Genomic DNA, 12,507 nt, shown 5'->3' with positions numbered 1-12,507 from the left:
GCGGGTCAGGGCAGTTCGTCGTCGCGCCAGGCCTGGACCAGCCGGGACGCGATCGAACTGCGGCCGGGCAGCGCGATCTCGCCGGCCTCGAGCTTGGCCGTGAGCTCGTCGCGGGTGAACCAGGCCGCGTACCCGATCTCCTCGCCGTCGATGCTGATCTCGGCGCTGACCGCCCGGGCGGAGAAGCCGAGCATCAGCGAACGCGGCATCGGCCACGGCTGGCTGCCGAAGTAGGTGATGTCGGTGAGTCGGACGTCGACCTCCTCGGCCATCTCCCGGTGTACGGCCTGCTCCAGCGATTCGCCCGCCTCGACGAAGCCCGCGAACACCGAGATCCGGTTGCCCCACTTGGCGTTGCCGCCGAGCAGCAGCCGGTCGTCAGGATCCCGGATCGCGACGATCACGGCGGGATCGGTGCGCGGGAAGTGCTCCTGCTCGCAGGTCGGGCAGTAGCGGGCCGAGCCACCGTTGATCACCGAGGTCGGGCCGCCGCAGCGCGGGCAGTGCGGCTCACTGCGGTGCCAGTTGATCATGGCCGTGGCGGTCGCGGCGACGTCCCGCTCGTTGTCGGTGAGCTGGTGCGCGACGTCGCGGAAGTCGTGCACCTCTCCCTCGGTCAGCGCCTCCACCGCGAAGATCGGCGCGTCGTCGAGCAGGCCGAGCAGCCGGTGCCGCTGCGGGTCGTACTCGACGAACGGCTTCACCAACCGGAGCTTGCTGCCGCCCGCGTTGGTGGTGAACCGGCTCTGGTCGTCGAGCTTGAGCAGCTTGGCCTCCGGGGACCGCCACAGGTGGGCCACCCATTCCGCGGAATGCCGATGTTCGTCCACCCGGTCGAGGTCGCTGGCCGTCGCCCAATTGATCACGGCATCCAGCCTAAGGGAATCCCTTTCCCGACCGCTCGACGTCACACGGCACCCGGACCATGATCAAGTCTGAGTTATGAGACACTCGGTCTCTCGATATGGACGGAGAAGAGAGTTGAGTACGTACACGCACGGACATCACGAATCGGTGCTGCGGTCGCATCGCTGGCGTACCGCGGAGAACTCGGCCGGCCACCTGCTGCCGCATCTTCGCCGGGACCAGCGGCTGCTCGATGTCGGCGCCGGGCCTGGCACGATCACCGTCGACCTGGCCGGCCGGGTCGCCGAGGTCACCGCGACCGAGGTCGGCGAGGCCGAACTGGCGCTGTCCCGCGAGCTCGCTGCGGAGCGCGGCGCGACGAACATCGCCTTCTCGGTGCAGGACGTGCATGCGCTCGACCTGCCCGACGACGCGTTCGACGTCAGCCATGCGCACCAGGTGCTGCAGCACGTCGCCGACCCGGTGCAGGCCCTGCGCGAACTGCGCCGGGTGACCCGGCCCGGCGGGCTGATCGCGGTCCGGGACAGCGACTACCGAGCGTTCGCCTGGTGGCCGCTGCTGCCCAAATTGGATGAGTGGCTGGACCTCTACCAGGCAGCCGCGCGGGCCAACGGCGGCGAGCCGGACGCCGGCCGGCGACTGCTCGGCTGGGCCCAGCAGGCCGGCCTCACCGACATCACCGCGACCTCGTCCACCTGGTGCTTCAGCACCCCGGAGGACCGGGCCTGGTGGGGCGGCATGTGGGCCGACCGGATCCTGCAGTCCGCGCTGGCCCGGCAGTTGGTCGACACCGGCCTGGCCACCGCCGACGATCTGGCCCGGATCTCCGCGGCCTGGCGGGATTGGTCCGACCGCGAGGACGGCTGGTTCTCGATCCTGCACGGCGAGATCCTCGCCCGCGTCTGAGCGTCAGGGCTCGGTGATCCGGGCCAGGAAGAGGATGGCTCCGCTCGGCCGGTCCCGGATGACCGCCAGGAAGGGCCGATCGACGTGCACCGGGATCGGCGGCGCGGCGGCCATCCCGGCCCGCGCGATCAAGGCCGTCGCCGCGGCCCCTTCGGCGCCCTCCTCATCAACGGTGAGGACGGCCCGATGGATGACCTCGCTGATCTTGATCGGCACATCGCTGATGCCGGAGAGATCGGCGTCGTCGGTGAACAAGGTCCGGAGACCGAGGCTGCCGAGTTGCCTCGCCAGGAGCGCGCTGCCACTCGCGTCGAAGCGGGGCAGCCTCAGGTCGACCTGTTCCGGTCGGACCGAGGCATACAACTCGTGCAGGAGTTCGGCGCTCGGCGCGGTCAGCTCGCCGTCCGGCAGCAGCACGTCGAGCACCAGGTCTCCCGGCCGTTGACCGGAGTCGGCCCGGCTGACGTACGTGACGAGCCGCCAGCCGGCCGCCGCCCCGTAGTCCAGCCGGCCCTGGTGCGCCATCGTCGGTACATCGCGCGTCCCGCCGGGCGCCCGGAACGGCAGCGCCCGGGTCGCACTGCGCTCGAACGGGTGCAGCCAGTCCAGCCGGACCCGCAACGCGTTCACCAGGACGGCCAAGGTGCCGCTGTCCACCGAGCCCGGTCCGAGCAGCCCACGGATCCAGCGGTCGGTGGTCTTCTCGACGTCGGCGTTGATCGCGGCCCGGGCGGCTTCATGATCATGGGCGAAGTCGGCGACGTGCACCTCGGCGACGTCGTACGAATCCTTGATCGGGACGGACGTGTCGGCCCAGATCGTGTTCGCGACCCGTACGCCGTCGGGAAAGACCACCCCGCCCGGAGCATCCTCGAGCACGGCCGCCAGCTCGTCGCGGGTAGAGCCCGCGGCTCCTGCCATCGCCAGGCGGAGCGCCTCGGTGATCGAGTACGGCGACCAGGCGAGGTTGGCGTCACCGGAATCGGCGAGCAGAGCGTGCAGCTGGGTGACGAATCCCAGCCCGGCCGGCCCCATCACCGCTGCACGTCCCCGGTCCGGCCGCGTTCCTCGCGTACCGGCTCGGGTTCGGCCAGCAGGTCGTCGGCCTCGAAGTCGTCCAGAGTGAACCCGCCGGTCCGTTCCGCGGTCAGCGCCCGCTGGTCCCGAACCGCGCCGTCCAGCGGATGCTCGGCCGGTTCGGCGACCTCCGGCAGCGGCTCCATGCTGACGCCGGGCAACGTCACGATCGCCGGATCGAACTCGACCGGCACCAGATTCGGCTGGTGCTGACCCCGCTGCGGCTCGACCAGCAGCATCGCGTGCTCGGGGAGGTTCTGCAGCACGTTCGGCTCGACCACGTACTCCTGCACCCGCTGGTTGGTCTTGGCCTCGCTCCAGTTCGTGCCCTCGGCAAAGGAACGGGTGGCGGACCAGTTGCGCGACGACGACCAGTTGCGGCCCTCGTTGGTGTTCTCGCTCTTCGAGTAGCCCTTCGAGGAGCTGTACGACTCGTCCGGCGCGAGCAGACCGGCCTTGCGGTTGGCGTTGCTGCCCCAGTTGCGGTTCCAGCCGACCGAGGTGCCGACGTTGACGCCCATCGTCTCGCTGTGGCCCCAGCTGTCGCCCGTGGTGCGGGTCTCGTTGGACCCGACGGACGCCGTGATCTGGCTGATCACGAACTTGTGCTCCCGGCCGATGTGGTCGGCCGCCCGGCCCGCCTCGGCCGCGTTGCCGAGCCGCATGAACCCGGCGATGCCGCGACCGATGAAGTTCTCCGCCTCGCCACGCAGGTTACGGAACATCAGCGTGATCCGGATGCCGCGCCGCTCGCAGGCGTCGGAGAGCCGCTCCAGGTGCCGCAGCTTGATCGCGTCCGCACCGACGACGATCACCTCGGGCTCGCTCAGGTACGGGTTCGCGGTGATCCGCTGGGTCAGCCATTGCACCAGCAGGTCGGTCAGGAAGTCCGCCGCCGCGTTGTTGCCCTCGCTGGCCAGCGCCATGCAGGTCAGGTAGCCGAGATCCCGCGGCTGCGCCTCGGTGCCGAGTCGTTCCAGCGGCTGCAGGTACGACTCGAGCCGCTGCAGCCGCTCCGCGGACTGGCGCCGGTAATCGGCCGGGAACACGTCGTCGGCGATCCGGTTACGTTCCCGGGCCGACAGCACGCCGTCGTCGTCCGGGTGGTCCATCAGGGCCCGCAGTCCGGAGGCCAGCCGGGCCAGTGTCACCGAGTCGCCGAGTTCGTCGGCCAGCGCGGTGAGCAGCCGACGGTCCATGGTCCGCTCGGCCCGCGCGGTCGCCTCGTCGTCGCCGTACATCGACTCGATCAGGGCGTCGATCAACTGGCCCGGCGTCAGGTCGGCCAGCAGGGTCGTCGTGGCCAGGTCCTTCGGCAGCAGCTGTGCGTCGATCGGGACCCGCGCCGCCTCCGCGGCCCGGACCAGTTCCTCGCTGACCACCTCGCGGGACAGGTCGAGCAGGACCACCGGGTGCCGGGCCAGCGCCGACGTCCCGTACACGGTGAGAAAGGCCTGCCAGGACCAGATATTGCCGCCGAAGATGTCCAGCCGCCTGGTCTCCGGCGGCGTCGTGACCGCGCCCCATTCGGGCAGCTTGCCGACCCGCTCCCGTTCACCGATCTGCCAGTCCAGCTGGCGATCCAGCCAGTCCGCGCGACGCCGTACGTCCTCCTCGGCGGCATCCTCGCTGATCTTGGCCGCGGTCTTGACCAGTCGGCCGCGCCCGGTCCAGCCGAAGATCACCGTGCCCAGCGCGAGCACGATCGACACCACGACGCCACCGACGAAGAAGCGGAAGAAGTCACCGCCGGGCACGAACAGTGCGTTGTAGAGCGCTAGGGCCAGCGAGATCAGCGTGCCGACCCAGAACATGATCGCGGCCAGGTTGCGCCGGCTCCGGAACCGGCTGGCCGCGGTCTGCGAGACGTTCTGGATCCAGTACGGCAGTGGCGTCTGCTCCGGCTCCGGCTCGGTGAAGGGCTGGGCGAAGCCGAACCGGTCCCGGAACTGCCAGCCCAGCCGCTCGCCCGGCTCGAACAGCCGCGAGCGCGCTTCGAGGTCGCGTTGGCTCGAGTTCGCAGACGTCATGGCAGGACTCCGGATGCCGGGTCAGGGACTATGGATTCACAAAATTATCAGTCTCCGGGACCCGTCGGGCAGGTCGATCCACGGCCGCACGGCGGGCTATCGTGCGTGATCATGACGAGCGGGAGTCGGCGGCCGATGGCGGACGGCCTGAACGGTCTGGCCGGTTGTGTCCTGACCGAGCTTCCCCGGTGGTCCGCTTCGGCGGACACCGGCGACCCGGCGCCGACCGATCGACAGCGCCGGCTCGCAGCCCTTGTCTCCGCCTTTCACGCCGACTCGGGTCCGGTGGCGGTGAGCTGGCACCGCGCGACGGCATCCGGCCCGGTGGAGGTACGGATCGCCGGGGCCGGCCTGATCTCGGCGGCACCGGACTCCGCCTCGGCCCTGGTGAGCCTGCCGACCGGCGGCCGGGGTCGGCTGGAACCGGCCGGGGTCCTCGCCGCGACCCTGCGCGGAGTGCCGGCCTGGACGACGATCTCTGTGGTCAGCGACCCGCTGCTGGTCGACGACCGGCCCGAGCCCGCCGCGCCGGAGTCGCTGCGCCCGTCCTTGGAGGACTGTCTGCTCGGCGTCTGGCACGGACCGTTCAGTTGGGTGCTGATCGCGGAACCGGTCGCCGGCGAGGATCTCGACGAGGCGGTCGCGGTCGTCGGCAACGAGAAGCGCCGGGCCGCCGCGCGTGGCGAGTCGTCGCCGGACTACGCGGTCCTGACCGCCCGGCTGGAGGCCCGGCATCGGGAACTGTCCCAGGCGGCGACCACCGGACTGTGGCGGATCGGCTTCGCCGCCGGTGGCGAGACGCCCGAGGCCGCGCGCCGGATCGCGGCGCTGGTCAGCGCGTCGGCCGACACCGCCCAGCTGCCGTACGCGCTGCGTCCCGGGCGCACCGCCGCCGACCTCGACGAGGCGCTGGCCGCGGACGACGACCCGACCGGCGGGTACGTCAGCACCCAGCTCCTGGCGGCGATCGCGACGCCGCCGTCGGTCGAGCTGCCCGGGGTACGGTTCCGGCTCCGGCCCGAGTTCGACGTGACGCCGGAACCCTTGATCGGCGGCGAGAACTCCGGACCGGGTCTGGCGCTCGGCACCGTGCTCGACCGGAACCGGCTGCCGGCGGGTCCGCTGGCCGTACCGCGGTCGAGCCTGAACCGGCACACCTTCGTGTGCGGCGCGACCGGTGCCGGCAAGTCGCAGACCATCCGCGGCATGCTGGAGAACGCCGCCGCAGCCGGCCTGCCCTGGCTGGTGGTCGAGCCGGCCAAGGCCGAGTACCGGCTGATGGCGGCCCGGCTGGCCGGCTCCGGGCAGCGGGTGATCGCGATCCGGCCCGGGGATCCGGACGCCGTACCGGCCGGCCTCAATCCGCTCGAGCCGGGCGTCGACGCCAACGGTCACCGCTATCCCCTGCAGACCCACCTGGACCTGGTGCGAGCCCTGTTCCTGGCCGCATTCGAGGCGGACGAACCGTTCCCGCAGGTGCTGTCGGCGGCGCTGACCCGGTGCTACGAGGAGGCCGGCTGGGACCTCGCGCTCGGCGAGGCGGCCGACCCCGACCGCACTCCGGGCTATCCGAGCCTGGGCGACCTGCAACGGACGGCGATGGCCGTGGTCGAGGACATCGGGTACGGCCGCGAGATCACCGACAATGTGCGCGGCTTCATCTCGGTGCGGCTGGCCAGCCTGCGGCTCGGCACCACCGGCCGGTTCCTCGAGGGCGGCCACCCCCTGGACATGGACGCCCTGTTGCGGTCCAACGTCGTCTTCGAGATCGAGGACGTCGGCGACGATCGCGACAAGGCGTTCCTGATGGGCACGGTGTTGATCAGGCTCGTCGAGCACCTGCGGCTGATGCAGAAACATGATCAAACTCGGTTGTCCGGACTGCGCCATCTGAGCGTCTTCGAGGAGGCGCATCGCCTGCTCCGCAACGCCACCGAAGGTCCGGCCGCCCACGCGGTCGAGATGTTCGCCGACCTGCTCGCCGAGATCCGCGCGTACGGCGAAGGCTTGATCATCGCCGAGCAGATCCCGTCCAAACTGCTCCCCGACGTGATCAAGAACACCGCGATCAAGATCGTCCACCGCCTGCCCGCCCAGGACGACCGGGACGCCGTCGGCGCCACCATGAACATCACCGAAGCCCAGTCCGACTACCTGGTCACTCTCACCCCCGGCCAAGCCGCCGTCTTCACCGACGGCATGGACTACCCCCTCCTCGCCGCCATGCCCGACGGCACTGCCCGGGAACAATTCGAAGCCGAACCCGACGGCCCGGCCGCCCTGGTCGGCCGCCGCTGCTCGACCTGTGGCACCGATTGCCGAGAGAAGTCCCCCTGCACCCTGCGCCAACTCCGGACCGCCGAGCTCGCCCTCGACACCGACCCCTTGATCACCATCTGGGCCGAACTCGCCGTCGTCGCCCACCTCACGGGCTGGCCCACCCCTCGACCGTCGAACGGCTTCCTCGGTCGGTTGAGAACAATCGGCAATCGCACCCGCGATTGCGCCCTCTCTCATGCCGTCGATCGAGCCGTCACCGCACGATCTGCCGTGCTGCCCACCGGCGCACGCCGGTACGGGGAACAGGTCGCCGGCCAGCTCAGGCGCCTCGCCGACCTCGACGGTCGACCAGTCCCGCTGACCCGCGATCTCACGTGGCTCGCAGCCTCGCACCGTTGGTCAAGCATCCGAGACGAACTGGCGCACCTCGACCCATCCCGCCCCGCCGTCGCCCGTGTCCGAGTTGCTGAGATCGAGCACTCCTTGTCCCTGAAAGTCGCCGGAACCACACTCGAGGAGCAACTGCGGCTGGCAGACGAGCAGGCACAGACCGACTTGGTTGATCGCCAAAAAACGCTCACGGTCGTGGCGTTCGGCTCCGACACCGAACCAAGGCTCTTCACGGCAATCGGAGCCCGACCGGATCATTCCGACTGGGATCTGAAGCTCGGCAACGCCTTAGCCAGCCTCATGTACAACGATTGGATCGCCAGTCTTCTGGAAGACGCGCACAAGGTCGACCAGTCGAACGGCACACGGCCGGGGGCACGGGCGTGATGGCTGGCGAGCTCGGACGCGCCGACGCATCCAGACAACCCGCGGACGAGACCGCCGACAAGGCGGTCAAGCAAGACACGCATCATGACCGGTCCCCAGCCGACGGTGAATTGGTTGACCCGGGGCCACCAAGGCTCGACCAGCGGCCGCCGACGGTCATGACTGACGCCAACGGTCTCACGCCCGTCGCGTACATCAACCACCACAACAAGCGCCTCGCCAACGCCACGGATCATCCGAACAGTACGGACCAACTTCCGAACTCAGCATCCATACCCGAAGGTGCTGAGACGACGGAGCCGGCTGAGACGGATCGACGCGGCCCGGTTCAAGTTCCGTACGAATCGACGTCGCTGGCCAGGGCCGTGGCAGAGGGGCGCAGGGATTCACCCAATCCACTGACCATGAAGAATGCAGCAATCTTCGAGTACTCCCACGACGGCGTTCCCAAGTTGAGCCAGGTCGGGTTCAGCAGAAATCCCGGCCTGCACGCTGAACGAAACATCTGGAGCAACCTCGAAAAGCAAGGAGTCCGGCCCGACCAAGTGACGAGGATTTATACGGAACTTGAGCCATGCACGATTCCAACACCTGCCGCAGGCTGTGCGGCTTGGATCGATAGAATGTTTCCCCAGGCCGAAGTCACCTACAGTTTCGAGTACGGGTCGACGCAGGAATCACGCTCTGCCGGCAACGAGGCTCGCCGGAGCTACATGATCGAACGATTCGGAGAGGAATCCTCAGACCGTGAATGAGATGGATTGCCGAGAGACCTGGGGCGACTCAAACGTCGTCGACACCGTGGCCTGGCTCGGCGAACTGGGAGACAATCTGCCCTCAACCACCAAGGCGGAACTGTTGGCGGCATGTCTGCCGCTCGAGGTTGCGCCGCTCTACTCGAGTGCACCACCTGAACGAATTGAGTTGTCCTCAGCTCAACACGCAGTGAAATTCGGGTTGGCTTGGCATGGCGAATACGCCATGTGTTTGACGGAGACCAGCGGTCGAGTCGTGTCGAAACATCTCATCGCGGATGAGATCACACCCGTCAATACGGGACTTAGAGAATTCTCCCAATTTCTTGCGATCACAAGTAGGATCAGTCAACTTTACGATCGGGTCGAGGACGGCAAGACCTCGAGGGAAGACTACCTTCACGTGGTCGAGTCAGCTCGGATGGAGCTCTCGAAGATCGACAGCAGTGCGCTCGAGCCCGGAGCTTGGTGGTCGGGGATCGTCGAAGAGTTCTCCATGATCTGAATCCTGCGCCGATCAGGGACCAGACCAGGAGGTGACGCAGGTGGAAATCGACAAGGCCAAACCTACCGACGGCATGCCGATCCTGCTCGAAGGAGCGGCATCGAAGGGTACCGAAGCGATCGACAAGGTCGACCAGCGCCCACGAGAGGTCCCGGTCACCGATTCCCAGGGACGCAGCCCTGTCGAGTACATCAACCAATACAACAGCCAACTCTCAGACGTTCGGGCCACCACCTTGCGGGATGGACGACACGGACCAGGTCCGAATCTGAGTCGTGAGGCGATCCGGGAGGACCCAGCGCCGGACGGCGACCGGGTTCCACCCGAGTCGCGCACCTTGAAGGAGGGTGCAGACCATCGAACTTCGCCGGTGGCGGATTCCCCGAACCGCACTCCGGTCGAGTACATCCGTGAACACAACCAACGCCTCGCTGAAGCGAGAGGTGAGTCAAGAACGACATCGGTGGGCGCGCAAGGCGAACATCAGGAACCCCTACCGGCCACACTCGTCGATCGCTACGCGCAGCCTCCGCGCAACGCGGACCCGGGGACGCAACCAGATCGAACCCTTGGGCCGCCCGCCACCGACCGACCCTACTTCGATCTGAGCGACTCAGAAATTGCCCTGCGCAAGAAGAACGTTGTCGGTATAGATGACCTCAAAGCCAGCAGCCACGTCAATGGAGCCTATCAAGTTCTTTTCTCCGACCGCAGTTCCGGCATATACAAGCCTGGCCAGGAAGAAGCTCCCGGCGTTCGTGCCGACATTCCGGTCGGGCACTACTGGAACCGTGAGGTGGCAACATCTCGACTCGATGAAGCATTGGGATTCAACCTCGTGCCCACCACGACCGAGTGGAATGGCCCCAAGGGCATGGGCTCCTTGCAAAAGTGGGACGAGGAGGCGAGCCCAGGCCGCTCGGTCTACTGGTACGAAATTCCCGATCGCGAGAAGATGGCTGTTCTCGATTATGTGAGCGGCAATTCGGACCGCCACGAGGGAAACTATCTGACGACTGAGGCGCGACGCCCAGTCGCGATCGACCATGGCTGTTCCTTTCCCGAAGGCTCCAGCACAGCGATTCGATCCAATTTCGTGACGGAACGCATCGGTAAGCAACTGAGTCCGGAGGTGTTCAACCACGTGACTTCCGTGGACTGCAATGAACTTCGAACTTCCTTGGAAGCCTCCGGACTCAGCGAACCAGCAGTAGCTGGCGCCCTCGCACGCCTTGAGGAGATACAATCGAATGGAATGATCAACGGATCGGCCTGGCTCGGCAAGATTGTCGATGCGTTCTGGAGAACGGCTTAACGAAAGGGTGACAGTGTCAACAACTACGCCTACGCGTGTTGTCCTCTACTCGATCTTGGGAGGCCGCAACTGGACGGCTTGTGCCGAGTTCACGTATTCGCCCGAGTCCGGTATCCAACTCCTGGTCCATGACCCTGAGCGCGGCGGGAGACTTGCGCAGAGCTATTTTGACAACGGAGTCCCGAATGAGGAGGAACGACGCGGCGTGACGACGAGTGAACCGGAACTCTTCATGCGGACGTTGCTCCTACCAACCCGTACCACCGCCTACCGATGGGTCGATGAGAGCACGCCGTAGTCAGTCCTGGCGAGTCCGGACCGACCCGTCGGCGGCAACAAGGCTCGAGGGTTCGGGGCATCGGCTCTGATGTCACATTCCACCCCGACAATGAGGTCACGCGCGACTCCGAGGAGTTCCGGATCATCACCGGCGCCGGCCATCCGCGGGCCGAAACGGTCGTCAAGCAGTCCCTCGTCGCCTGGGAAGGCACGATCACCGACGCCGTTTTGACCGAATCAAGTAGAGGAACTTTCTGTGAATGGCTTTTGTCATCGTCTGGACGCAAATGGCAACTCTCGGCGCTGAAATCTGCCATAAGCGTCCATTCGGCGAATGCAGTCAGGGGCTCGCGACCCGGCCGTGACTTTCGCCTGGATCCAGTGGCGAGTTATCGACTCGAACGAGGGCTCCGCACGTCGATTTCTCGCCACTCGATCGACGCGAAGGATGGAAATGAATGACTGCGTGACGAGAACCGCGGTCCGGGATGTGCGCCCTAGCCGGGAATCCCTGAGCGAGCCCTGGAGACGATGTCGGCCACCGCGACCTAGCCGACCCTCACGTCGGTCAGGGCTTCAGCACTCCGGTCAGGCGGTCGTACTCGTAGACGGTGCTCCGGCTCTGCCCCGGCCGCTGGCGGTCGGTGATGGTGAAGATCATCAGGCCTCGCTTGACGTCGTCGGAGGTCCGGATGGTCAGCCAGGGCTTGTCGTCCCGGGTCACGTTGATCTCGTTCAGGAAGGTCGCGTCGCGGCCGGGCTTGATCGCGTAGGTGCGGCCCTCGGGATTGATGATGTCCAGGCCGCCGTCCTCCCGGATGACGGTGGTGGCGACGAGGTTGCCGGCGAAGTCGTACATCGGGGCCGGGTCGCCCACGTAGTACCTGAGCCGGCCCTGGCCGCTGACGTCCATGCCGTTGTAGTAGTTCTTGCCCAGCTTGTCGAACCAGAAGTGCGGCAGGTAGGCGCGCGCGCTCGTGTTCGGGCCGGCGTAGTAGGAAAGGTGCCAGTGCGGCGGGTTGTCCGGGTGCAGGGTGTTGTTCGTCTCGAAGCCCATCAGATACCAGGTGTGGCCCTTCGTCGCTGCCGTGGCGGCGAGCCCGGAGTCCTTCAGTACGGCCTCGGAGGCGACCAGGTAGCTGATCACCGAGGTGACCTGCCCGGCCGGCCAGGCCACCGTGGTCCACGGGCCGGCGACGCGGTCGGGATCGTTGTGCTCGATCCGCCACTGGACGCCCGGCACGGTCGGGATGGAGCTCCAGACCTGGATGGTCGGCTGCTCGGCGTTCGTCGTCGCGGCGGTCACCGGCACCGTGAACGTCACGGTGTCCCGGTCGGGCCGGTCGAAACTCAGGTGGTTGTCCCGCCAGACGATGTCGGCGATCCTGATTCCCGGCCACCGCACGGTCACCGTGATGCCCGCTTCGCTGCGCGGCCCCTGGATGAACGTGTAGTACTCGGCCCGGCTCGCGACGTGGAACTTCTCCCCCGCCACGAACGCATAGCCCTCCGGCAGGGTGACCTCGGGAACGCTCGGCGTGCCCGGGCTGGCCCGGACGATCCGGATTCCCGCGTACGACACCTCGGCGGCCGACGACGTCGCGGCCGGAATCGCCCCGAACATGATCACCAGTCCCGCGACAAGAACCAACAAGCGGCTTCTCATATGAGGAAAACAATCACATGTTGCAATCGGTTTCAATGGGTACGGCGGGC

Annotated in this window: 9 protein-coding genes; 5 read left to right on the top strand and 4 right to left on the bottom strand. The window is 67.2% G+C overall.

The window, feature by feature from the left end:
* Nucleotides 1-5: 5 nt before the first annotated feature.
* Complete coding sequence (gene nudC / locus BKA15_RS32615; protein ID WP_179757797.1) at nt 6-866, bottom strand: NAD(+) diphosphatase; 861 nt, start codon at nt 864-866, stop codon at nt 6-8.
* 115 nt (nt 867-981) lie between these two features.
* Here nudC and BKA15_RS32610 point away from each other — a divergent pair, with 115 nt between their 5' ends.
* Nucleotides 982-1,773 (top strand): class I SAM-dependent methyltransferase, encoded by a 792-nt coding sequence (locus BKA15_RS32610; protein ID WP_246322474.1) that lies wholly within the window; start codon nt 982-984, stop codon nt 1,771-1,773.
* Between the two features lie 3 nt (nt 1,774-1,776).
* On the opposite strand, the gene BKA15_RS32605 is transcribed toward BKA15_RS32610, so the two are convergent.
* A complete protein-coding gene (locus BKA15_RS32605) occupies nt 1,777-2,808 on the bottom strand; it encodes a serpin family protein (protein WP_246323413.1) in 1,032 nt (343 codons plus the stop codon).
* Nucleotides 2,808-4,880 carry a hypothetical protein gene (locus BKA15_RS32600; protein WP_179757794.1) on the bottom strand — a complete coding sequence of 691 codons (2,073 nt, stop codon included), beginning with the start codon at nt 4,878-4,880 and terminating at the stop codon, nt 2,808-2,810. Before BKA15_RS32600 ends, BKA15_RS32605 begins: the two co-directional genes overlap by 1 nt.
* A gap of 111 nt (nt 4,881-4,991) precedes the next feature.
* Between BKA15_RS32600 and BKA15_RS32595 the strand changes: the two genes are divergently transcribed.
* Genes BKA15_RS32595 through BKA15_RS37120 form a run of 4 tightly spaced genes read left to right on the top strand, consistent with a single transcriptional unit; the run spans nt 4,992 to nt 10,512 of the window.
* Entirely contained in the window at nt 4,992-7,937 is a 2,946-nt protein-coding gene (locus tag BKA15_RS32595) for an ATP-binding protein (protein ID WP_179757793.1), read from the top strand.
* Entirely contained in the window at nt 7,937-8,692 is a 756-nt protein-coding gene (locus tag BKA15_RS32590) for a nucleic acid/nucleotide deaminase domain-containing protein (RefSeq protein ID WP_179757792.1), read from the top strand. Before BKA15_RS32595 ends, BKA15_RS32590 begins: the two co-directional genes overlap by 1 nt.
* Nucleotide 8,693: 1 nt before the next feature.
* The gene (locus tag BKA15_RS32585) at nt 8,694-9,197 is read left to right on the top strand and encodes an SUKH-4 family immunity protein (protein ID WP_246323412.1); all 504 of its coding nucleotides are present in this window, start codon (nt 8,694-8,696) and stop codon (nt 9,195-9,197) included.
* A gap of 40 nt (nt 9,198-9,237) precedes the next feature.
* Nucleotides 9,238-10,512, top strand: coding sequence for a hypothetical protein (locus tag BKA15_RS37120; RefSeq protein WP_179757790.1), 1,275 nt, complete (start codon nt 9,238-9,240; stop codon nt 10,510-10,512).
* Between the two features lie 847 nt (nt 10,513-11,359).
* On the opposite strand, the gene BKA15_RS32575 is transcribed toward BKA15_RS37120, so the two are convergent.
* On the bottom strand, nt 11,360-12,442 hold the full coding sequence (locus BKA15_RS32575) for a hypothetical protein (RefSeq protein WP_179757789.1): 1,083 nt from the start codon (nt 12,440-12,442) through the stop codon (nt 11,360-11,362).
* Nucleotides 12,443-12,507: the final 65 nt, after the last annotated feature.

This window comes from Microlunatus parietis (assembly GCF_013407955.1).
In the GTDB taxonomy this organism is placed as follows: domain Bacteria; phylum Actinomycetota; class Actinomycetes; order Propionibacteriales; family Propionibacteriaceae; genus Microlunatus; species Microlunatus parietis.
Note: the sequence above shows the minus strand (reverse complement) of the source record. Positions and strands in the feature narration are given on the sequence as shown.